At 68.4% G+C, this 22,051-nt stretch carries 22 protein-coding genes; 4 read left to right on the forward strand and 18 right to left on the reverse strand.

The window, feature by feature from the left end:
* Positions 1–56: 56 nt before the first annotated feature.
* From thrS to P5F91_RS07460, 3 genes are all read right to left on the reverse strand, one after another.
* Positions 57–2,045 (reverse strand): threonine--tRNA ligase, encoded by a 1,989-nt coding sequence (gene thrS / locus P5F91_RS07450; protein WP_145610843.1) that lies wholly within the window; start codon positions 2,043–2,045, stop codon positions 57–59.
* Between the two features lie 159 nt (positions 2,046–2,204).
* Positions 2,205–3,203, reverse strand: coding sequence for a glycosyltransferase family 9 protein (locus P5F91_RS07455; RefSeq protein WP_145610842.1), 999 nt, complete (start codon positions 3,201–3,203; stop codon positions 2,205–2,207).
* Positions 3,200–4,501 carry a glycosyltransferase family 4 protein gene (locus P5F91_RS07460; RefSeq protein ID WP_277906921.1) on the reverse strand — a complete coding sequence of 434 codons (1,302 nt, stop codon included), beginning with the start codon at positions 4,499–4,501 and terminating at the stop codon, positions 3,200–3,202. Before P5F91_RS07460 ends, P5F91_RS07455 begins: the two co-directional genes overlap by 4 nt.
* A 126-nt stretch (positions 4,502–4,627) precedes the next feature.
* Here P5F91_RS07460 and P5F91_RS07465 point away from each other — a divergent pair, with 126 nt between their 5' ends.
* Together P5F91_RS07465 and P5F91_RS07470 are read left to right on the forward strand one after the other, a co-directional pair.
* On the forward strand, positions 4,628–5,272 hold the full coding sequence (locus tag P5F91_RS07465; protein WP_277906922.1) for an alpha/beta hydrolase: 645 nt from the start codon (positions 4,628–4,630) through the stop codon (positions 5,270–5,272).
* Entirely contained in the window at positions 5,266–6,333 is a 1,068-nt protein-coding gene (locus P5F91_RS07470; RefSeq protein WP_277906923.1) for a serine hydrolase domain-containing protein, read from the forward strand. The genes P5F91_RS07465 and P5F91_RS07470 overlap by 7 nt, the downstream gene beginning before the upstream one ends.
* Positions 6,334–6,477: 144 nt before the next feature.
* Here the strand turns inward: P5F91_RS07470 and trmB are convergent, their stop codons facing one another.
* From trmB to P5F91_RS07525, 11 genes are all read right to left on the reverse strand, one after another.
* The gene (gene trmB / locus P5F91_RS07475) at positions 6,478–7,188 is read right to left on the reverse strand and encodes a tRNA (guanine(46)-N(7))-methyltransferase TrmB (RefSeq protein ID WP_277906924.1); all 711 of its coding nucleotides are present in this window, start codon (positions 7,186–7,188) and stop codon (positions 6,478–6,480) included.
* A 91-nt stretch (positions 7,189–7,279) separates the two neighbouring features.
* Entirely contained in the window at positions 7,280–8,440 is a 1,161-nt protein-coding gene (gene metK / locus P5F91_RS07480) for a methionine adenosyltransferase (RefSeq protein ID WP_277906925.1), read from the reverse strand.
* Positions 8,441–8,576: 136 nt separating this feature from the next.
* Positions 8,577–9,047, reverse strand: coding sequence for a helix-turn-helix domain-containing protein (locus P5F91_RS07485; RefSeq protein ID WP_040844755.1), 471 nt, complete (start codon positions 9,045–9,047; stop codon positions 8,577–8,579).
* Between the two features lie 251 nt (positions 9,048–9,298).
* Entirely contained in the window at positions 9,299–10,978 is a 1,680-nt protein-coding gene (gene lnt, locus P5F91_RS07490; protein WP_145610836.1) for an apolipoprotein N-acyltransferase, read from the reverse strand.
* A gap of 39 nt (positions 10,979–11,017) precedes the next feature.
* Complete coding sequence (locus P5F91_RS07495) at positions 11,018–11,944, reverse strand: hemolysin family protein (protein ID WP_145610835.1); 927 nt, start codon at positions 11,942–11,944, stop codon at positions 11,018–11,020.
* A 3-nt stretch (positions 11,945–11,947) separates the two neighbouring features.
* Positions 11,948–12,544, reverse strand: coding sequence for an rRNA maturation RNase YbeY (gene ybeY, locus P5F91_RS07500; RefSeq protein ID WP_145610834.1), 597 nt, complete (start codon positions 12,542–12,544; stop codon positions 11,948–11,950).
* Positions 12,541–13,566, reverse strand: coding sequence for a PhoH family protein (locus P5F91_RS07505; protein ID WP_186454768.1), 1,026 nt, complete (start codon positions 13,564–13,566; stop codon positions 12,541–12,543). The genes ybeY and P5F91_RS07505 overlap by 4 nt, the downstream gene beginning before the upstream one ends.
* Positions 13,567–13,571: 5 nt before the next feature.
* Complete coding sequence (gene miaB / locus P5F91_RS07510; RefSeq protein ID WP_277906927.1) at positions 13,572–15,017, reverse strand: tRNA (N6-isopentenyl adenosine(37)-C2)-methylthiotransferase MiaB; 1,446 nt, start codon at positions 15,015–15,017, stop codon at positions 13,572–13,574.
* 179 nt (positions 15,018–15,196) lie between these two features.
* A complete protein-coding gene (locus tag P5F91_RS07515) occupies positions 15,197–16,066 on the reverse strand; it encodes a lysophospholipid acyltransferase family protein (RefSeq protein WP_145610833.1) in 870 nt (289 codons plus the stop codon).
* Between the two features lie 50 nt (positions 16,067–16,116).
* The gene (locus P5F91_RS07520) at positions 16,117–16,932 is read right to left on the reverse strand and encodes a GNAT family N-acetyltransferase (RefSeq protein WP_145610832.1); all 816 of its coding nucleotides are present in this window, start codon (positions 16,930–16,932) and stop codon (positions 16,117–16,119) included.
* A gap of 538 nt (positions 16,933–17,470) precedes the next feature.
* Positions 17,471–17,884: a Ros/MucR family transcriptional regulator gene (locus tag P5F91_RS07525; protein WP_088870415.1), complete on the reverse strand. Its 414-nt coding sequence runs from the start codon at positions 17,882–17,884 to the stop codon at positions 17,471–17,473.
* A gap of 120 nt (positions 17,885–18,004) precedes the next feature.
* Between P5F91_RS07525 and P5F91_RS07530 the strand changes: the two genes are divergently transcribed.
* Complete coding sequence (locus P5F91_RS07530) at positions 18,005–18,226, forward strand: sulfurtransferase TusA family protein (protein WP_277907863.1); 222 nt, start codon at positions 18,005–18,007, stop codon at positions 18,224–18,226.
* A gap of 42 nt (positions 18,227–18,268) precedes the next feature.
* On the opposite strand, the gene P5F91_RS07535 is transcribed toward P5F91_RS07530, so the two are convergent.
* Both P5F91_RS07535 and tsaB read right to left on the reverse strand, forming a co-directional pair.
* A complete protein-coding gene (locus P5F91_RS07535; RefSeq protein WP_246134392.1) occupies positions 18,269–18,757 on the reverse strand; it encodes a GNAT family N-acetyltransferase in 489 nt (162 codons plus the stop codon).
* Positions 18,757–19,524, reverse strand: coding sequence for a tRNA (adenosine(37)-N6)-threonylcarbamoyltransferase complex dimerization subunit type 1 TsaB (tsaB, locus tag P5F91_RS07540; protein ID WP_277906928.1), 768 nt, complete (start codon positions 19,522–19,524; stop codon positions 18,757–18,759). The genes P5F91_RS07535 and tsaB overlap by 1 nt, the downstream gene beginning before the upstream one ends.
* 62 nt (positions 19,525–19,586) lie before the next feature.
* On the opposite strand from tsaB, the gene ddpX reads away from it, so the two are divergent.
* Positions 19,587–20,168, forward strand: coding sequence for a D-alanyl-D-alanine dipeptidase (gene ddpX, locus P5F91_RS07545; RefSeq protein WP_277906929.1), 582 nt, complete (start codon positions 19,587–19,589; stop codon positions 20,166–20,168).
* A 37-nt stretch (positions 20,169–20,205) separates the two neighbouring features.
* Here ddpX and P5F91_RS07550 read toward each other — a convergent pair whose 3' ends face one another.
* Both P5F91_RS07550 and P5F91_RS07555 read right to left on the reverse strand, forming a co-directional pair.
* Positions 20,206–20,796: a malonic semialdehyde reductase gene (locus tag P5F91_RS07550; RefSeq protein ID WP_145610829.1), complete on the reverse strand. Its 591-nt coding sequence runs from the start codon at positions 20,794–20,796 to the stop codon at positions 20,206–20,208.
* 147 nt (positions 20,797–20,943) lie between these two features.
* Positions 20,944–22,011: a glucosaminidase domain-containing protein gene (locus tag P5F91_RS07555; RefSeq protein WP_145610828.1), complete on the reverse strand. Its 1,068-nt coding sequence runs from the start codon at positions 22,009–22,011 to the stop codon at positions 20,944–20,946.
* Positions 22,012–22,051: the final 40 nt, after the last annotated feature.

The following is a 22,051-nucleotide window of genomic DNA, read 5'->3' on the forward strand; positions in this document are numbered from 1 at the left end:
CAACTGCGGATTTCTCTCCACAGCCCCGTTGGGCGCTGGTCAGACCATAATTATCCTCAGAACGCGGCCTCCGTCACTCCCTCCGAAGGGACAGGGGCCTGTGCCTCAAGCTTAAGCGCCGCCACCGCGTCGTCAAGCGACAGCAGCTCCTGGTCCTTGCCGCCCAGGCGGCGCAGGGCCACGGTGCGGTTCTCCGCCTCGCGGCCGCCGACCACCACCAGGACCGGCACCTTGGCCAGCGAATGCTCGCGAACCTTGAAGTTGATCTTCTCGTTGCGGGTGTCGACCTCCACCCGCAGGCCAGCCTTGGCCATCACCTTGGCCACGTCCTCGGCGTAGGCGTCAGCCTCGGACGTGATGGTGCAGACCGTGGCCTGGACGGGCGACAACCACAGCGGGAACTTGCCGGCGTAATGCTCGATCATCATGCCGATGAAGCGTTCGAACGAACCCAGGATGGCCCGGTGCAGCATCACCGGCCGGTGGCGCGCGCCATCGGCGCCGATGTAGCTGGCGTCCAGGCGTTCCGGCAGCACGAAGTCCAGCTGCAGGGTGCCGCACTGCCAGGTGCGGCCGATGGCGTCGGTCAGGTGGAATTCCACCTTGGGGCCGTAGAAGGCGCCCTCGCCGGGCAGTTCCTCGAACTCCAGGCCGTTGGCGGTCAGGGCGTCGCGCAGCCCCTGCTCGGCCTTGTCCCACACCTCGTCGCTGCCGGCGCGCACGTCGGGGCGCAGCGCCAGCTTCACGGCGATCTTGTCGAAGCCCAGATCCTTGTACACGCCCAGCTGCAGCTTGAAGTAGTCCGCCGCCTCCGACGGCACCTGGTCCTCGGTGCAGAAGATGTGGGCATCATCCTGGGTGAAGGCGCGGACGCGCAGGATGCCGTGCAGCGCGCCCGAGGGCTCGTTGCGGTGGCAGGCGCCGAACTCCGCCAGGCGCATGGGCAGGTCGCGGTAGCTCTTCAGGCCCTGGCGGAAGATCTGGACGTGGGCCGGGCAGTTCATGGGCTTGAGGCCCAGGAACTTCTCACGTCCCTGGTCGTCCACCGACTCCCGGATCTTGAACATGTTGTCGCCATACATGTCCCAGTGGCCGGACGCCTTGAACAGGCTGCTGTCGTAGAGCTGCGGCGTGCGCACCTCCAGGTATCCCGCTTCCTTCAGCTTGGCGCGGATGTAGCGTTCCAGCGCCTGCCACAGGGTCCAGCCCTTGGGGTGCCAGAAGACGCTGCCCGCCGCCTCTTCCTGCAGATGGAACAGGTCCATCTCGCGGCCCAGCTTGCGATGGTCGCGCTTCTCCGCTTCCTCGATCTGGTGCAGGTGCTCCGCCAGCTCCTTCTCCGTGCGCCAGGCGGTGCCGTAGATGCGCTGGAGCATGGGGTTGCGACTGTCGCCGCGCCAGTAGGCGCCCGCCACCTTCATCAGCTTGAAGGCGTGGCCGATCTTGGAGGTGGACGGCAGATGCGGGCCGCGGCAGAGGTCGTACCAGCCACCCTGGCGGTAGATGGTGATCTTCTCACCCGCCGGGATGTCGCCGATGATCTCGGCCTTGTAATGCTCGCCGATGGATTTGAAGTGGGCGATGGCCTCGTCCCGGTCCCAAACCTCACGCGTGAAGGGGTTGTCCGCATCCACGATCTCGTGCATGCGCTTCTCGATCTTCACCAGATCGTCGGGCGTGAACGGCTCATCCCGGGCGAAGTCGTAATAGAAGCCCGTGGCGATGGCCGGGCCGATGGTGACCTGCGTGCCGGGGTACAGCTGCTGCACCGCCTCCGCCAGGATGTGGGCGCAGTCGTGGCGGATCAGCTCCAGCGCGTACGGCGCGTCGCGCGTCAGGATGGCGACCTTGGCGTCATGCTCGATGGCGCGCGACAGGTCGCGCTCCTCCCCGTCCACCGTAACGGCCAGCGCCGCCTTGGCCAGGCTCTTGGAGATCGACTGCGCGATCTCCAAGCCCGTGACGCCCGCCGCGTAAGTTCGCACGTTGCCGTCGGGCAACGTGATCGCGATCTGGGGCTGGTCAAGGTTTTCAGCGGTCGTCATGGCGTTCAGGGTTTGTCCAAATTGAAGAAAGGCGACTTTGGGTAGCGGGGGCGGAACTGTCAAGCGTTGGGCCCGGTGGTAAGCCGGCTGGCGGGGCATAAGCGCCGCATGGCTGTGTCCCCCCGGGCACAGGCGCGCGCAACAAGTGGAACAATCGGCCTAAACCGGGGTGTTTGCCCCGTCCCTCTCCCCATCCGGCTCCCCCTCTGGGGCCACATCGGGCTTGGGCCGCAGGCGCAGCGCGGTCTCAACCGCGTCCACCCCCAGGTCGGCCAGGTCCAGCACCTTGATCCAGGCGGCGTCCGGCCCCCAGGGGGCGGAGCGGCCGGGATCGGTATGGTGCGACATGATCATCAGCGTCGGGCAGCCCAGGGCCGCCGTCAGGAAGATGGGGCCCGTATCGTTGCCCACCGCCCCCTCGGCCCGCCGCGCCAGGCTGGCCAGCTGGCCCAGGCTGGTGCGGCCCACCAGATCGACGGCCCAGGGGCAGTCGCGCACGATGGCCCGTGCCGCGTCGCGGTCGGCCTCGGTGCCCACCACCACCGGGGTCAGGCCCCGGTCGGCCAGGCGCCGGCCCAGCATGGCATAGCGCTCGGCAGGCCAGCGCTTGTGCGGCAGGTGCGGTGAGCAACCCGGCACCAGCAGGACGAAAGGCCCCTCCGGCGCCAGCCCCTCCACATCACCAGCCAGCCAGCCCAGGTCGGCGGGGCCGGTGTCGGGGATGCCGGCGGCCTCCAGCTGGACGCGGTAGCGGTCGTGGTTGTGCAGGCCCTTGAGGTCGGGCAGCGGAAAGGCGGCCCCGGGGGCGGCGCCCGACCACAGCGGCCGGCGCCCCGGCCCCATCAGCCAGTAGTAGCGGGCGGTGCGCGGCTTGTTCTGCAGGTCATAGATGGTGTCGAAGCGGCCGGCGCGCAACTGGCGGCGCAAGCGCCAATAGGCCAGCGGGCTACGGCCGCGCGGATCGGCCCAGACGTCGTCGAACCAGGGCATGGCCCGGCCGAAGCCGACGAAGGCCGGCCCGGTCAGCAGGGTGACATGGGCCTGGGGGTGACGGCGGCGGATGGCCTGAAAGGCATCGAAGCATTGCACCAGGTCACCCAGCGCGCCCAGGCGGATGACCAGGACGCGCTGGGCGTCTGGGGCCGCCGCGACGGTCACGAACCCGCCTTGCGATAGGCCGCCATGCCGACGGTGGCGCGCAGGTGCAGGAGCTCGGCATAAACGGCCAGCGTGGCGTCGCACATGCGTTCGCGGGTGTAGTTCTGCAGCACGAAGCGGCGGGCGTCGGCCGCCAGCGCCCGGCGCTGCAGGCTGTCCAGGGCCAGGGCCTCGGCGATGGCGGCGGCCATGGTGGCGGGGTCGCCCGGCGGGACCACCAGCCCGGTTTCGCCATCGATCACCGTTTCCGCCACGGCGCCGTGGTTGGTGACGATGACCGGCTTGCCCATGGCCTGGGCTTCCACGATCACGCGGCCGAAAGCCTCCGGCCTGGATGAGGCGCTGACCACCACGTCGGACAGCAGATAGGCCGCGGCCATGTCGTTGCAGTGGTCGGCGATGGTGACTTGGCCTTCCAGGCCCAGTTCGCGGATGCGCGCCACCAGTTCCGCCCGGTACTCGGTGCGGCCCTGGTCGGACCCCACCAGCACGGCGCGCACGTCGTCGCGCTTCAGCCGGGCGATGGCCTCAATCAGGTCCAGTTGCCCCTTCCAGCGCGTCAGGCGGCCGGGCAGCAGGACGATGCGCTGATCCTCGGGCAGGCGCCAGTCGCGCGCCAGCTTGATCAGCCGTTCCTGACTGACCCGCTCGGGGTCCAGGTTCACGGTGTCGACGCCGCGCGGGATGGTGCGCAGCCGCTCCGGCCCCACGCCATACTGGCTGGCCACGTGCTCCGCCACGAAACGGGAGACGGCGATGACCCGGTCGCCCCTGCCCATGACCGCGTTGTAGCGGCGCTTCAGCTCACCCTTGAAGTTATAGGGCGCGTGGAAGGTGGTGACGAAGGGAATGCCGGTGCGCCGCGCGGCGATCCACGCGCTCCACGCCGGGGCGCGGGACCGGGCGTGGATGATGTCCACCCCGCGCTCGCGGATCAGGGCTTCCAGCCGGCTGGCGTTGCGCCAGATGGTGAAGGGGTTCTTGGAGGCCAGCGGCAGGGTGATGTGCTCCGCCTTGTAGCGTTCCAGCTCCCGCGCCATGGGGCCGCCGCCGGACGCCACCAGGGCGGTGCCGCCGGCGCGCATCAGGGCCGCCGCCATATCGACGCAGCCCCGCTCCGCCCCGCCCGTGACCAGGTTGGGGATGACCTGCAGTACCACGGGCCGACCGCCGCCGAACCAGCCGGCGACGGTGGTTCCATCGGCGGCCCCATCGGAACTGGCCCCATCGGGGGCCGGCGCGGGATTGCCGGTATCGGTCGAGGCCGTTACGGTGCCGGGGGTGTGAATCAGGGTCATCTGGGGAAGGCAAGCATGGCGGGGACGTCGATACATAGCGTACAGCGGGGGCCCGCCACCATAGCCTATCGACGGAGCCCCGGCCGCGGCCCCGGAATTGTCTTTCTGGGCGGGCTCAAGTCCGACATGACGGGCAGCAAGGCCACCGCGCTGGAAGCCTACGCCCAGGAGCGCGGTCACGCCTTCGTCCGGTTCGACTACCAGGGTCACGGCGTCTCAAGCGGCGATTTCCGCGACGGCACCATCGGCACCTGGGCGGAGGATGCCGTCGCGGTGCTGGACGCGGTGACGGAGGGTCCGCAGATCCTGGTGGGGTCCAGCATGGGCGGCTGGATCATGCTGCTGGCGGCCCTGGCCCGGCCGGACCGGGTGCGCGCGCTGGTGGGTATCGCCCCGGCGCCGGACTTCACCGAACGGCTGATGTGGGCGCGGATGGACGCCGAGGCCCGCGCCACGCTGGAGCGTGACGGCGAATGGCGCCAGCCCTCACTCTATGACGACGCGGGATATCCCATCACCAAAGCCCTGATCGAGGATGGCCGGCGGCACCTGCTGCTGGACCAGCCCCTGGCGCTGCCGCCCGTGCCCGTGCGCCTGATCCACGGCCAGCGCGACCCCGACGTGCCCTGGCAGACCAGCCTGGATTTGGCGGCAGCCATCACCCATGACGATGTCCGCATCACCCTGGTGAAGGACGGCGACCACCGCCTGTCCCGGCCGCAGGATCTGGACCTGATCACCCACCAGGTGGGCGAGTTGCTGCCATGCTGAACCGCCGCGCCGTGCTGCGGGCCGGGGCCGGCCTGCCGCTGCTGTCCACGTCCGCTTTCGCCGCCCATCATCCGGACACGGTGGTCGATGCCTTCGTCCGTGATGCCGGATTCCAGGGCGTGGTCATGCTGGGCCGTGCGGGCAAGGCCGATTACGTCCGCACCGTGGGCTATGCCGATATCGAGGCCAAGGTGCCGGCCAAGGCCGACACCCCCTACGCCATTGCCTCCATCAGCAAATGGCTGACCACGGTGACCGTGCTGAAGCTGATGGAGCGCGGCCTGCTGGACCTGGACGCGCCGCTGACGCGGGCCCTGCCCGATTATCGCGCCGACACCGGCGCCAGGCTGACGTTGCGGCGCCTGCTGTGCAACGCCAGCGGCCTGCCCAACCTGTTCATCGCCGAGGCCAAGGCCGACCCCACCCTGCTGCAGACCGACCTGACCACCGCCCAGGCCCTGACCCGCTTCAGCCAGGGCGACCTGGCGTTCGAACCGGGCGCCCGGTTCGACTACCACCCGGTGAACTGGATCGTGGTGATCGCGGCGGTGGAGCGGGTGACCGGCATGCCCTTCCAGGCGGCGGTACGCTCCATCACCTTGGACCCGCTGGGCCTGAAGGCGACGGGGGCCACCGACGCGATGCTGGAAGGCGCGGCGCCGTCCTATCGCACCGTCAACCCGCCCGACCGCTGGCGCAATGATCGCCGGCCCTATCTGGCCGCCTCCGGCGGCTACGCCAGCACGGCCCCCGACCTGATGCGCGCCGCCCACCTGGTGTTCGACACGGATTTCCTCACGGGGGAGTCCCACCGCCAGTTGACGCATGTGGAGGTGCCCGCCGAGGACTACGCCCTGGGCGGCCGGGTGCGCCGCCTGACCATCGAGGGTCGGACTGTGCCGGCGGGTTGGGAAACGGGCCGCACGGCGGGCTATCGCCTGGTGCTGGGCCATCGGCTGGACGGCCGGCGCACCGTGGTGCTGATGAACAACACCGCCCTGTCGCAGAAAACCATGGACCAGTTCGCCGACGCACTGCTGGGCGCGACCCCTCGCGCCTGACTCGATCAACGCGCCAAAGACGGCATGAGGCACCACCTCATGCCGCAGGCCCCGACGGGGCCGCCGGAAGTTTCCGGGGAGCGCAAGCGGACTGGAAACTGAGGATAGCCAAGTGGCCGGATGGCCACGCCGGCGCCTGAGGAACTAACGATCCCGCCTGCGGAAGCGCAGGTATACCGGTACGCGACCGGCCTCGAGCGCCTTCTGCTCGTAGCGGGTCTGGACCCAGTCGGCCGGCGGCACGCGCCAGTCCGACGCCCTGTCGGCCAGCCATTCGAAATCGGGATGGCGCCAGGTATGCTCCAGCATCCAGCGGCACAGCTGTTGGTCGTCGGTGGCCAGGCGCAGTTCGGCGCCGTCGCGCAGCACGCGGGCCAGGCGGGATAGGTTGGCGGGGCCGATGAAACGGCGTTCGGCGTGGCGCAGCTTGGGCCAGGGATCGGCGAACAGCACGAAGACGCGGCCCACGCTGGCCTCGGGCAGGGCGTCCAGGATGGGACGGGCATCATCCGGACAGACACGGATGTTGCCGGACAGGTTCTGCGCCTCGACATGCTGCAGCAGGTTGGCGACGCCGTTGATGAAGGGCTCGCACCCGATGAAGCCGATCTCGGGGTTGGCGGCCGCCTGTTGGGCCAGATGCTCCCCCCCGCCGAAGCCGACCTCGAACCACAGGTCGCGCTTGGGAGTGGGGAACAGGGTCGCGGGATCGATGATCCCCCCCGCCGCCGGCGGATCCAGCTGCAGGCGCGGCAACAGCGCCTCGATCAGGCTGGTGCGGTGCTGGCGCAGCGGCCGGCCGCGACGACGCCCGTAAAGCAGGGCGCGGTGCTGGGCGGGAGTATCGTCCGTCATGGTGCGATCAGAAACAGCTAGGGCAGAAAAGCCAAGGGCCCTGGCCAATCCGTCGATCGGCCAGGGCCCCGGGCGTCAGGACGGTGGAACCTTAGAACGCGCGCTTCAGCTCGTCCACCAGGTCCAGCTTCTCCCAAGAGAAGCCGCCGTCGGCGTCCGGCGTGCGGCCGAAGTGGCCGTAGGCCGCCGTGCGGGCGTAGATGGGGCGGTTCAGCTTCAGGTGCTCGCGGATGCCGCGGGGGCTGAGGTTCATCAGCTGGCGCAACACGTCGGACAGCTTTTCCTCATCCACCCGGCCGGTGCCGGCGGTGTCGATGTAGACCGACAGCGGGTGGGAGACGCCGATGGCGTAGCTGAGCTGGATGGTGCAGCGGTCGGCCAGGCCGGCGCCCACCACGTTCTTGGCCAGATAGCGCGCGGCGTAGGCTGCCGAGCGGTCCACCTTGGTCGGGTCCTTGCCGGAGAACGCGCCGCCACCGTGCGGGGCGGCACCGCCGTAGGTATCGACGATGATCTTGCGGCCGGTCAGGCCGGCGTCGCCATCCGGGCCGCCTATGACGAAGCGGCCGGTCGGGTTGACGTAGAAGTGGGCCTCGTCGCACATCCAGCCTTCCGGCAGGACCTTCAGCACATGCGGGCGCACGATCTCGCGCACGGCTTCCTGGTCCAGGCCATCGGCATGCTGGGTGGAAACGACGACCGACGTCGCACGGACGGGCTTGCCGTCCACGTACTGCAGGCTGACCTGGCTCTTGGCATCGGGGCCCAGCGCCGATACGCCGCCGTGGCGCGCATCAGCCAGCGACTTCAGGATGCGGTGCGAATAGTGGATGGGCGCCGGCATCAGGTCGTCGGTCTCGCGGCAGGCGTAGCCGAACATGATGCCCTGGTCGCCCGCACCCTCGTCCTTGTTGCCGGCGGCGTCGACGCCGACCGCGATGTCGGCGGACTGGGCGTGCAGGTAGCACTGCACCTCAGCCGTCTGCCAGTGGAAGCCTTCCTGCTCGTAGCCGATGGCCTTCACCGTGTCGCGGGCGACGCCCTCGATCTCCTTCAGCAGGCCTTCGGGCCCGCGCACCTCACCGGCGATGACGATGCGGTTGGTCGTGGCCAGCGTCTCGCACGCCACGCGGGCGTAGGGGTCCTGGGCCAGAAAGAGATCGACCACGCCATCGGAGATTTGATCGCAGACCTTATCCGGGTGACCTTCGGAAACGGACTCGCTGGTGAAGATGTAATTGGACTGGGCCACGGGACGCCTCGGCTAAATTAACGACGGCTATTTACGGCGGAGTGATGTGATATCGACAAAAAACGCCGCCCGGGCTTTCGCAGCCAGGCGGCGTTTTTTCGCAGGCTTCTACAGAACGGTCAAGGGGCAGACCCTATCACGCCACGTCAGACACAGATTCCACACCGGAATTGGCGACGGCCTTGGTCAGTTCGAACAGGCGCTTGCGCACGGCGGGATCGGAGATGCGATAGTAGGCGCGGACCAGTTCCAGGGTCTCACGCTTGGCCATCGGGTCGGCGTCGAAGCCCATATCGGGTGACAGCGCCTCATCCACGACGTCGTTCGGCGTGTCGCCAGCCATGTCGTCGAAGAAGAAGGATACCGGCACGTCCAGCACGCGCGACAGGTCGAACAGGCGAGACGCGCCGATGCGGTTGGCGCCGCGCTCGTACTTCTGCACCTGCTGGAAGGTCAGGCCAATGGCCTCGCCCAGCTTCTCCTGGCTCATGCCCAGCAGGGTGCGGCGCAGGCGCACGCGGCTGCCGACGTGAACGTCGATCGGGTTGGGCTTTCCGATCCGAGGCCGCCCACCGGTGGAACGGCGGGCCCCAATTACACTCTCCATGATCCAAATCCTCACGTTACGGATCGATTACGACCCTAAGCCAAGCGTTCAGGGGTGGTCAAGGCACGCCGCCCGCATCCCACCGTCCCGCTCCCGAGCCCTTGTTCGGTCCGCCAACCTCATATGGGGGCGTGATCCATACGACCACAAGCCGGCGCCTGGTCCTGGTGACAATCGCGGGGTCATTGACCCCGACGGCTCCGCCACGGGTCCCTTCGGCGTCCGGTTACGGACATCCGGTCATGGACATCTCAAGGGCACTGCCTACCCTGATACATCCGAAGCGTGAAAAAATAGATAACGCCCAATACAGCCAAGAGTAAAGCGGCCAAGGGGCCATCACCCCATCGGGCATAAGGTGTAGGCCAGGGCGTAGACTGCGGGAGCGGAAGGTCCAGAACTCCCCGGGAGCCCAATGCCAAATGACCCAGTTCGCGCCCATAGGGATCTACCACCGCGGAGATACCGGTATTGGCGGCGCGCACCAGGGGCAAACCTTCCTCGATGGCGCGCATGGTGGCGATGGCCAGGTGCTGATGCGGCCCGGCCGTGCGGCCGAACCAGGCGTCGTTGGTGACATTGAGCAACCACCTTGGACGTTCCGGTGAGGGGCGATCCTTTGTCGCATCCCCCTTTCCGTTCTGGTTTTCTCCGGGGCCGGTCCCCGCCTCCTGCGCCGTCACCATGCCGGGGAAGATGACCTCGTAGCAGATCAGCGGGCTGGCCGGCGGCAGGCCGGGCAGGTCCAGGGTACGGGGCCCCGGCCCCGACCCCAGGATGGAGTTGCCCGGCGACACCAGCGCCACCGCGCGCAGGGGCAGCCAGCGGCGGAAGGGGGTGTATTCGCCGAACGGCACCAGGTGGGCCTTGTCGTAATGGCCCAGCGCCTGGCCCTCATCGTTCACCACCACCAGGCTGTTCCAGTAGGTGTCGGTGCCGTCCTGCGCGCCGGGTGTGCCGGCTGGCGTCAGGCGCAGGCTGCCCGTCAGGGTCAGGCCCCCGCGCGGCGTCACTTGGCCCACGGCCTTCAGCAGCTCCGGCTCGTCCTCCAGCAGATAGGGCACGGCCGTCTCCGGCCAGACCAGGGTGGTGACGGGCGCCTGGCCCGGCGGCTGCGGCTGGCGTGACAGCGCCAGCAGCAGGCGGACATGATCCAGTTCCGCATCCGCGTTCCACTTATCTGTCTGGGCGATGTTGGGCTGCACCAGGCGCAGCATGACACCCGGCACCAGCGGCGCCTCACCCGCCGGCACGCGCACAACGCCGTAGATGGTCATGAGGATGATTAGACCCAGGCCCATCACCGGCGCCGTCCAGGGCCGCCGCCCGCCATCGGCCAGGACCGCCGGCAGGCTGGCGGGCAGCACCGTCAGCAGCGACAGGCCGTAGACGCCGATGAGCGAGCCCACCTGCGCCGGCCCCGGCAGCCCCACCCAGACATAGCCCATGAGGTTCCAGGGAAAACCGGTGAAGGCGTGGCCGCGCACATACTCCACCACCGTCCACAGCACCGCAAACAGCAGGCAGCGGGCGACACCCCCGATCCGAAAGCGACGCACCAGCGCCCACCACACCAACGTGCCCGTACCCACGAACAAGCCCAGCAGGAAGGGCAGGCCGGCCACGGCGAAGGGCAGCAAGGCCCAGAAGCGTGGGAAGACCAGCAGCGCCTCGCCCACCCAGTAGAGGCTCAGCACGAAATGGCCGAAGGCGAACGCCAGGCCCGTCCAGAAGGCGGCGGCCGGGCGCTCCACCCCGTCCAACAGCCAGATCAGCCCGGGGAAGGCCAGCCACAGCACGGGCACGGCGTTGACGGGCGGCATGGCCAGGGTGGCGAGGCCACCCAGCAGGGCGGCCAAACCCAGGCGGCGCCAGCGTCCGCTCCCGCGCATGCGGGTGGCGAGGCGGGCCAGACGGTCAGGCAGGCTCACGATAGAGATGGTCTCCGATTACGGGCAGCGTCGGGACGTTCAGGAGCCGGTCGCCACCGGCATGTCCTGGCCGGCCGCCTGGGGCAGATTGCGGACGCGCAGCCGCTTGATGCGGCGGGGGTCGGCGTCCACCACCTCGAACTCGATGCCCGAGGGATGGACCAACGTTTCGCCCCGGCGCGGGATGCGGCCGGCCAGCGAGAACACCAGGCCGCCCAGGGTATCGACCTCCTCCCGCTCCTCGTCATCCAGGACGGCGCCGACGCGCGCCTCGAAATCCTCCAGCGGCAGGCGAGCGTCGGCGATCAGGGTGCCGTCGGGCCGTTCCATGATGCGCGGCTGCACCGCGTCGTCATGTTCGTCCTCAATCTCGCCGACAATCTCCTCCACCAGATCCTCGATGGTCACCAGACCGTCGATGCCGCCGAACTCATCCACCACCAGGGCCATGTGCTGGTGCGCCTGGCGCATGTGCAGCAGCAGGTCCAGCACCGGCATGCTGGGTGCCACGATCTGCACCTCGCGCACGATGGATTCCAGGTCGAAGGGCCGCTGGTCCGCCACCACCGCCAGAATGTCCTTGATGTGGACCATGCCGATCACGTCGTCCAAGGTCTCGCGGTAGACCGGCATGCGCGAGTGCGCGTCCTCGGAAAAGCGGCGGATGAGGTCGGGCAGGCTGATCGACGCCTCGATGCCCAGGATATCGGCGCGCGGCACCATGATGTCGACCACGGTGCGCCCCCGGAGCTTCAGGATGTTGGCCAGCAGCGTGCGCTCATTGCCGCCCACGGACGTCTCGTCCGCGCTGCTCTCCTCGATCAGCTCTTCAATGGTGTCGCGCAGCGTGGGATCCACGCGCCCGCCCAGGGCGGCCCGCAGCCAGCCCCGGAATTGCTGGGTCAGTGACCCGTGATCTTCGGCCCCGTCTTCACGGGGCGTTCGACTGTCGGAAAGATCGGCCATCGGTTAGTGCGTGGTCTCTTCGCTCTGAGGGTCTTCGCGGGTGGGGCCGGCACCGTCCCGGTAGGGATCGGCGATGCCCATGTCCGCCAGGATCGCCGTCTCCAGCCGTTCCATGGTCTCGGCCTCGGCGTCCTCAATGTGATCATAGCCCAATAAGTGCAGCACGCCATGGATCACAAGGTGGGTCAAGTGGTTGGCGACGGGTTTGTTCTGTTCCGCCGCCTCCGTCATCAAGGTTTCATACGCCAGGATGATGTCGCCCAGCAGGTAGGGCGGGCGTTCCATCCCTTCCGGCAGCTCAAACCCGTCCTCGTCGTCGTCCTGGTCCAGCATGGGGAAGGACAGGACATTGGTGGGCTTGTCCTTCCCCCGGTACTGGTGGTTCAGCACCCGCACGGCGGCGTTGTCGGACAGCAGGATGGAGACCTCGCCCTCACCTTCCGGCAGGGCGTCGGCATCCACCGCCAGCGCCCGGGCCAGGGCCTTGCGCGCGGCGGCGGTCACGAGATGCTCCACGCCGGGAATGCTGGCTTCCCAGCCGCCAGCCTCGATCTCGACGATGATCTCCAGGGTGTCGGCCCGAGCCATGCCCATGATCATTCTCCGGCTTCCACCGGTGCCTTGGCCTTGTCGGCGAGGCGCTTCCTGCGGGCGTCGGCGCGGTCATAGGCGTCGACGATGCGGCCGACCAGGGGGTGCCGCACCACATCGGCGGCGGAGAAGTGGACGAAGGCCGCCCCCTCCACACCCTCCAGCACCTCCACCGCCTCGCGCAGGCCGGACTTCACGCCGCTGGGCAGGTCCACCTGGCTGAGGTCGCCGGTGATGGCCATGCGGCTGCCTTCGCCCAGGCGGGTCAGGAACATCTTCATCTGCATGGGCGTGGTGTTCTGCGCCTCGTCCAGCACGACGAAGGCGTTGGCCAGGGTGCGGCCACGCATGAAGGCCAAGGGCGCCACCTCGATCTCGCCCGACACCAGGCGCTTAGCCACCTGCTCCGCCGGCAGCATATCGTGCAGGGCGTCGTAGAGCGGCCGCAGATAGGGATCGACCTTCTCGCGCATGTCGCCAGGCAGGAAGCCCAGCTTTTCCCCCGCCTCAACCGCCGGGCGGGACAGGACGATACGGTCCACCCGGCCGGTGATCAGCAGCGACACGGCCTGCGCCATAGCGAGATAGGTCTTGCCCGTGCCCGCAGGGCCCAGGCCGAACACCAGTTCGTTCTCCGCCAGCGCCTTCAGATAGGCCGCCTGGGTGGGGGAGCGCGGGGTGATGTCGCGGCGGCGGGTCTTCAGCACCGCCTCCGGCCGGGTGATCGAGGCCAAGGCCCGGCCCCGGCTTTCGGCGTCTACGCCAGTGGCGATGCGCATGGCGGCATCGACCTCGGCCGGGCCAACGGGCATGCCGCGCTTGAGCCGTTCCCACAGGGCGTCCAGGGCGGCGCGGGCGGCGCCGGTGGCATCCTCGGGTCCGGTGATCGTCAGGCAGTTGCCGCGGCTGATCAGGTTGACGCCCAGCTGGCGCTCGACCCGGCTAAGATACTGCTCATGTTCCCCGAACAGCAGGGGCAGCAGGCGATTGTCATCGAACTGCAGATCGATACGCTGGTCCGTTCCGGACACTTGGGTCACGCCGTCATCTCCTGATGATTGGCCTTGATATCGGGGCTGATGAAGGGCGGGCGGGCGGCCGCGCCCTGCTGGGCCGCGCCATGCACGCTTTCGGTGGTCACGACCTCGCCGCCCAAGCTGCTGGCCGACACCGCGGTGACGCGCACGGGCACCACCTGGCCCAGCAGGCGGTCGGGTGCCGTGGCGTGGACGGCCTGCATATAGGGACTGCGGCCCAGCAATTGGCCGGCATGCTTGCCCCGGCGGTCGAACAGCACCTCCTGCACCGTGCCCAGCAGGCCGGCGTTGAAAGCGCGTTGCTGTTCGGCCAGCAGGTTTTGCACCGCCTCAAGCCGCGCCGACTTGTCGTCCTCGGTCAGGCGGCCCTCGGCCATGGCGGCGGCGGGGGTACCGGGGCGGGCGCTGTACTTGAACGAATAGGCGCTGGCGTAGGTCACGTCGGTGATCAGCCGCAGGGTGGCGGCGAAATCCTCCGCCGTCTCACCAGGAAAGCCGACGATGAAGTCGCTGCTGAGTGCCAGACCCGGCCGGGCGTCGCGCAGCTTGTCGACGATGCGGCGGTAGTCGTCGGCCGTGTGTTTGCGGTTCATGGCCGCCAGGATACGGTCCGACCCGCTTTGCACCGGCAGATGGACGAAGGGCATCAGCTGTGGCACCTGGCCGTGGGCGCTGATCAGGTCGTCGTCCATGTCGCGGGGGTGGGAGGTGGTGTAGCGGATCCGCCGCAGCCCATCGATCTCCGCCAGTTCGCGGATGAGCCGGCCCAGGCCCCAGGTCCGGCCGTCCGGCCCTTCGCCGTGGTAGGCGTTGACGTTCTGGCCCAGCAGGGTGATCTCCACCGTGCCGTTGGCCACCATGCGGCGCGTCTCTTCCAGGATCTGCGCGGCGGAGCGGGAATATTCCGCGCCCCGCGTGTAGGGCACGACGCAGAAGGTGCAGAACTTGTCGCAGCCTTCCTGGACGGAGACGAAGGCCGACGGGCCCTGGGGCGTGGCGCCCTCGCCAGGCAGCAGGTCGAATTTGCTCTCCACCGGGAAATCGGTGTTGATGACGCCGCCGGCGCCGCGCACGGCGCGGGTCACCATCTCCGGCAGCTGGTGATAGGTCTGCGGCCCGAACACCATGTCGACATGGGGGGCGCGGGCCATGATCTCGGCGCCCTCCGCCTGGGCGACGCAGCCGGCCACGGCGATGATCATACGCTCGCCCGCCGCCGCCTTCTCCTGCTGCTGCAGGCGCAGCCGGCCCAGTTCGGAATAAACCTTCTCCGACGCCTTTTCCCGGATGTGGCAGGTGTTGAGGATGACCATGTCGGCCCCCTCCGCCTCCTCCGCCGGTTCATAGCCCAGCGGCGCCAGAACGTCGGCCATGCGGCCGCTGTCATAGACGTTCATCTGGCAGCCGTAGGTCTTGATGAACAGCTTCTTACGCGACGTCGCCACACCGAACTCCTCGCCGCGCCGGATCACCGGCCGCGGGCACCGCACGAACAGGAAAAGGCGCGCCGGCCCCGGGCTGGCGCGCTGGCCGTAACATTAGGCGGCCGAGGGCAGTAGTCAAGGCGGGGTTCGGCCTGGGCAGGCCTGGGCGGCAAGCGGGGCGGATTCCGTCATGTCGGTGGTCAGGCCGCCCCGGTCGCCGCTTCCGGCGTGATGCCCGCCGGTGCGGATGATGCGGGGCGGGCGGGCGCCAGGGCCCGGGACCAGCGCCCGGACACGGCGCGGTCCACACCGGCGGCCACCACCTGCCAGCAATGATCGGCCAGGGCCTTGCGGGAGGAGAAGTCCTCCAGCGACACCACGGGGTGGAACTCCACCCGGATGCGCAGGCGGCCGGCACCGATCATCTGCCACAGGTGGGGCGGCAGCTCCATGTCGCCATACCAGGCGTACAAGGGGCGCAGCTCATGACCCAGCGGCAGGTCGTCCAGGTGGGTGCAGGTCACGCTGACTGGCTGCACCGCCACCGGATGGCCGTCCACCTGGGTGTTGGCCACGGCGAATAGGGCGGTCTTAAACGGCAGGACGCGGTTGCCGTCGCTGCTGGTGCCCTCGGGGAACAACACCAGGCTATCCCCCCCGATCAGGCGGCCCGCCATGTCGTCGCGCTGCTTCCCGGCCTCGCGCTTGTTGGCGCGGTTGACGAAGACGGTACGCTGCAGCTTGGCCAGCAAACCGAACAGGGGCCACAAGCCCACCTCGGACTTGGCCACGAAGGAGCAGTCGATCAGGGACCCCAGGACCGGAATGTCCAGGTAGGAGGAATGATTGGAGACGAACAGCGTCGGCCGGCCGACGGAGGGTTCACCCACCACATCCACGTCCAGCGCCAGCATCAGCCGGCAACAGACCCGGTGGTAGAACCGGGGGAAGCGCGCCTGCCCCGGCAGGTTCAGCGACACCAGGGCCGCCTGCACCGGAATGCACAGGAAGGTCCACGCCATGTAGAGGGCCAAGCGCAGGAAACCGGCACGGGTGGAGCCGATCGCCATGGTATGCCCTCCTCCGAACGAGGTTGCGGATGCTGGGGAAGCGGACAGGATCAGATCAGGGACGAGCCGCGCCGCTCGTAATGGCGCAGGTACTTGTCGGTGATCATGTCAGTCTTCACCACGATGGAGACGTCGGTGGTATTGAACTGATGGTCAACCACGGCGCCATCGCCCACGAAACCGCCCAGACGCAGGTAGCCCTTGATCAGCGGCGGCACCATGGCCAAGCCGCGGCGCGGGTCCACATCATGCTCTTCCATCAGCCGCATGTCGACGTAGCGGTGCGGCAGGGCCACCGGGCGCAGGGCCGGCGGGGCCAGGTGATGATAGTGCAGGTAGGACAGCGGCAGGGCCAGCGCCTTGGGGTCGGTGCCGGGCAGGCTGGCGCAACCGAACAGCAGGTGTATGTCGTGCACGGCGACATAAGCCGCGATGCCGCGCCACAGCAGCTGCATCGCGTGCCGGCTGCGGTAGGCGGCGTCCACGCACGAGCGGCCCAGTTCCAGGATCTCGCCCCGGTATTCCTCCAGGCGCGCGATATCGTATTCATCGCTGGAGTAGAAGGAGCCGGCGCGGGCGGCGGCGGCGCGGCGGATCAGGCGGTAAGTCCCCACCACCCCGGCGGCCCCGGCCCCACGGGCGTGGTCGATGACCAGCAAGTGGTCGCACAGCGGGTCGAAATCATCGAAGTCGCGGCGCAGGCGCAGCATCTCCGGCGTCGGGTGCGCTTCCATCTCTTCGTAGAAGACCTGGTAGCGGATGGCCTGGGCGGCCTCGACCTCAGCCTTGGTTTCGGCGAGGCGGACCTCCAGGCTCCCCATGCGAAGATCGCCAGAGGTCAGAGCGTCGATCGTGATGTCAGCCATGCTCTCGTTCGCGGTCCTTGAGCGGCGCCAGAGGCGGTCGCGATTTGCGTGACGCGTTCCCGTTCGAAGTCCTGGCCTGTTCGAAGCCGGGCTTACGACCCCCCGGGAGGACGCTTCCGACATTGGCATACCACAAAGCGGCGCGGGGCGGTCAACCGACTCATGCGGGTGAACCCCACCGGGTCACGAAAGATTCACGCGTCTGTTAGGTCGAAGAAACAATTCCCACGGTTTCGCCAAAGCTGCGGAAACGCCCGGCACTCGGGTCGCGGCGGGGCCTGTCCGGCACGCCAGAAATCGATGGTGGAGGGGGCCGCGACTGGCGGCATCGCTTGGAAAACGGGTCGGGGGCGGTCGATCCCCAATCCTCGCGGGTCCCAGTTCGCGCCCATGGCCGAGAGGTGGCCAGCATGATCATTCTGGAAGCCGCAGGAACGCGGGGCGGTCGCGGCGCAGCCCTGCCCTGCGGCCGGCCCGATCCGGCGCTTCGGCTCGGCCAGTAGGCCAAGCCGACCGCGCCGAGGCCCGCGCGGGGGTGTCAGGCGTCGCCGCGCGCCCGGGTGCCCAGGCCGATTTCCTTGGCCAGGCGCGAGCGCTGCTTGGCGTAGTTCGGGGCCACCATGGGGTAATCCGTCGGCAGTGACCACTTCTCGCGGTATTCCTCGGGCGTCATGTTGTAGGCCGTCTTCAGATGGCGCTTCAGCATTTTCAGCTTTTTTCCATCCTCAAGGCACACAATGTATTCAGGCGTGACCGACCGCTTGATCGGAACGGCGGGCTGGGGCTTCTCCACCGCCACCGGCTGATCCTGCCCGATGTTGGTCAGGGTCTTGTAGACCTGTTCGATCAGCGCCGTCAGGTCGGCCGGGGGCACTGTATTATTGGAGACGTGGGCGGAAACAATTTCCGTGGTCAGGGATAACAACTCACTCGCCGCGGACGGACCGGTCATTTTCCTTACTCCAAGGATTCAGTACCTGACTTGTATAAGTCTAAACCATAGGCATGGCAATAACGTTCAAGTCCATCGCGTGAGGACAGATTGATAACCGAGACGCCTATACCCAGTCTTTTGGATATAACGACGCAGGTTTGCCCTATTACCTTTGTGAGAGCCAAGCTTGCGGTGGAAAAGCTGAAGCCAGGTGAAACGCTGGAAATTCGGCTTAACAGCGGTGAGCCGCTTCAGAACGTTCCAAGGTCATTGACCGAGCACGGCTATACAGTGGAGATGCGCGGACCGGAGCGGATTGACCAGCCGGAAGGCATACATCGTATACGTGTAACAAAGTAAAATACACCCGCTTATTTTGTTTCCTTGGCGGGACGCGCGGCTTTACCGCTCAGCATCGGCAACCACTGCGCGGCGCAGCAGCAGCGCCGCCACCGGCTGGCCGCCCAGGTGGTAGTAATTCGCCCGGCGGCCCACAGGTTCAAAGCCTGTGGCGGCGTAAAGACGGCGAGCCGGCGCGTTGGTCTCCGCCACTTCCAAATAAAGTGCGGCGGCGCCAGCGGTGGCGGCCGCATCGACGCAGGCCCGGGTCAGGGCGGCGCCAAGGCCCCGGCCCCGGGCCTGAGGGGTAACCCCGATGGTCAGGATTTCGGCCTCGTCGACCACGGTGCGGATCAGGGCCATGCCCAGCGGTTCCTGCTCATCCTGGGCGATCAGGGCGGCGACGCCGGGCAGGCCCATGAGATCGGCAATGGCCTGGGCGGACCAGGCCGATCCGGCCACGTCGGGATCGGCGAAGCACAGGGCGTGCACCGTCGCCAACACCTCGGCCTCGACCGCCAGCGCGGGGCGGATCCGCCAGGCGGCCGCCATCAGGCCGGTTTCCCCGGGGCCACCGTGACATCGGGCGCCCGGATGTAGAGGGGGTTGGCCGGATGAGCGGCCAACACGGCCGGGATGGCCAGCGCCGTCATGCGCGCCACCGCCAGCGCCGGCCCCTCGGCGGAGAGTGTGGCCACCAAATGGTCACAGCCGGCATTGCTCAACACCGTCGCCACCGACGGCGCCGCGTCGCCCAGCAGCAGTGGCATATCCCCCAGGCGGGCGGCGAAGGCCGGCACATCGGCCGGTAGCACCGCTTCCGGTTCGGACAGGGGCATGCCGGCAGCGCTGAACGCCTGCAGGTAGACGTCATCGCGCCGGCTGTCGATGGCGACCAGCAGGGGCCGGCGGTCGGGCACGGCGCGCCCCAGGCCATGAACAGCGGCGTGGGCGAAGGCCTGCAGGCCGGTGACGCCCATCAGCGGACGGCCGGCGGCCAGCGCCAGGCCGCGCGCCGCCGCCAAGCCCACGCGCAGGCCGGTGAAGGCGCCAGGGCCAATGGTGACGCCGTAGCGGTCTACGGCGGCGTAATCCAGTCCGGCCTCGGCCAGCACCTCTTCGACCAGGGGCAGCAGGCGCTCGGCCTGGCCCCGGGCCAGCGCCTCCGCCTTGGCCACCAGGGCGCGGGACTGCCCTGTGGCGGGATCCACCCGCCACAGGGCCACGGCGCAGACGCTGGTGGCGGTATCGATGCCCAATGCTATCGTGGGCCCCGGCAGGAAGGCGTCGGCCGATGAGCTGGCGCTGGTTTGGCCCATATGGCGGTTTCCCTAGAACGTTCCCGAACCCAAGACATACCAAGACGAGGCAGCACGCGACCATGGCGCCCAACGGCGAGCCGCATTTCATGACCATCGCCCCAGGGACGGGATTCGACGTCGACCTGGATCTTCGCTATGCCACGGCCGACAACCTGACGGGAAGCCCTCTGTATCGCCGGCCCACCTGCCTGCTGCATCCGGCCGCCGCCGCCTGCCTGGCCCGGGCCGTCATCCGCGCCGGCGCGCTGGGCCTGCGGCTACGCATCTTTGATGCCTATCGCCCGCCGCAGGCGCAGTGGGCGCTGTGGGGGGCCCTGCCGGATCCGATATTCATCGCCGACCCCCGCGAGGGCTCGAACCACACGCGCGGCGTGGCGGTGGATCTCACCCTGGCTCAAGGCGACGGCACGCCGCTGGACATGGGTACGGGCTTCGACGACATGAGCCCCCGTGCCTACCACAGCGACGACACGGTGCCGGCGGAGGTCCAGCGCAACCGCGCCCTGCTGCTGGGCATAATGGCCGTGGCAGGGTGGACGCACTACATGTCGGAGTGGTGGCACTACCAGCTACCCGACGCCCAACGCTATCCGCTGGTGGACGACGGCGCGCTGGGACCCCGCCTTTCAGCCCGGGGGTGACGGCCCGAGCCAGCCGCCCAGGCCATCCGGTCAAACCTCAAACGATGTTGCACGCTTCTTCGAACTCCAGCCGCGGCAGGCGGGGGAAGACCTTGGACGGATCACCGTAGCCGATGTTGCACAGAAAGTTGGACTTCACCGTGCTGTCGGGAAAGAACTCGGCATCGACCTTCGCGTTGTCGAAGCCGGACATGGGGCCGCAGTCCAATCCCAGGGAACGGGCGGCCAGCATCAGGTAGGCGCCCTGCAGGGTGCCGTTGCGGAAGGCCGTGGTGCGGGCCAGCTCCTCGCTGCTGGTGAACCAGGACCGGGCGTCGGCATGGGGGAACAGCCGGGGCAGCTGGTCATAGAAGGCCAGGTCGTGGCCGATGATGGCGGTGACCGGCGCCTTCATGGTCTTTTCGGTGTTGTTGCCGGACAGGGCGGGCTTCAGCCGTTCCTTGCCCTCGGCCGAGGTCACGAAGACGATGCGGCCCGGGCTGCAGTTGGCACTGGTGGGGCCGAATTTGAACAGGTCATAGAGTTCGCGCAGCAGCGCCTCGGGCACCGGCTTGTCGATCCAGCCGTTCTGGGTGCGCGCGGTACGGAACAGCAGGTCCTTGCCTGCCTCGGTCAAGGGTTCGCTCATGGGATCCGGTTTCCTGCCTGTGATTGTCCGGGTGGGCACCCCGAAGCATGCCGGGGGGTCCGGGGCGCCGCAAGACTGCCGGCTTCGCGGCGCCCGGAAAATCAAGAAACCGTCAAGAGAGCGGGCGGGCCCGTGCAAGTGGGCGCGTCAGCTGGCCCGCTTCACCTGCACCACGATCTGTTGCGGCTCGTTGTGCAGAACCGCCTGGTCGAAATCGCGCAGGTTGTTGGTGCGGATGAGGGAGCGCACCGCCTTCACATAGACCGGGCCCAGTTCGGAATACTTATCCAGCGTGTTCAGCAGCAGCATGGTGTCCAGCGGCTTGCCCTGCCGGCGCAGGCTGGCGCGGGTGGCGCGGAACTGGGCGTAGGCGTCGTGCGTGTTCAGGTTCTGCATGTAGACGCGCACGCACTCCAGCAGATCCTCGAACTTGCGGAAGCGCGAGGTGTCGCCGGGGTGGCGGTTGCGGGGGGTGATGCCCTCCTTCTCCTCTTCCGACCAGGTCAGCTGGCCGAACAGGGCGTTGCCGTGCTGGGCGAAGCGGGAGGTGCCCCAGCCGCTTTCCTCGGCCGCCTGGGCCAGCGCCATGGACACCGGCACCACATCAACCCGGCGCAGCAGGGCGTCCAGGTCGATCTTGCGGGCCGGATCCATGCCGTAGCGGGCCGCCAGCCGCGCCACCCACACCTGGTCCAGCGGCGACATGGCGGCGCCGGGGGTCGGCGTCGCGGCGGTTTGGGCCGGGTCGCCGGCATCGTGGGGCGTCACACCCGCGGCCGGGGTATGAACGGCGGCGGTCACCACCGTGCCGCCGACGGGGGCATTGGCCGGAGTCGGGCCGGGGGTCGGGCCGGGGGTCGGAGCGGCGGGCGCGGCCGCCTTGGCGGCGGCATCGGCGGGCAGGCCTTTCATGCTGTCGCGCAGCGCCATCAGGCGGGCGCGGTCCCGCTCGATCTCCTCATTCACCAGCAGCAGCAGGGGCAGCATGGTGTTCACGAAGATTTGCTTGCGGTCATCCACGCTGTCCATCTTGCCCAGGTCGCGGGGCAGGCCCGCCAGCACGATGCGGGGCACGGGACGCTCGCCGGTGCGCACCTCGTCCAGCGTGAAATTCTTTTCCTTGAACAGCGCCAGCAGATTCTGCGCGTCCAGCTTGGGCTGGACGGTCACGGGCTGCTGCACCTGGGCCACGGCCGGGGCGGCCGGGCGGGTCACGGGAATGATAAAACCGGTGGGTGCCAGAAGCGGACCGCTT

The organism is Nitrospirillum amazonense, from assembly GCF_029594735.1.
Taxonomy (GTDB): domain Bacteria; phylum Pseudomonadota; class Alphaproteobacteria; order Azospirillales; family Azospirillaceae; genus Nitrospirillum; species Nitrospirillum amazonense.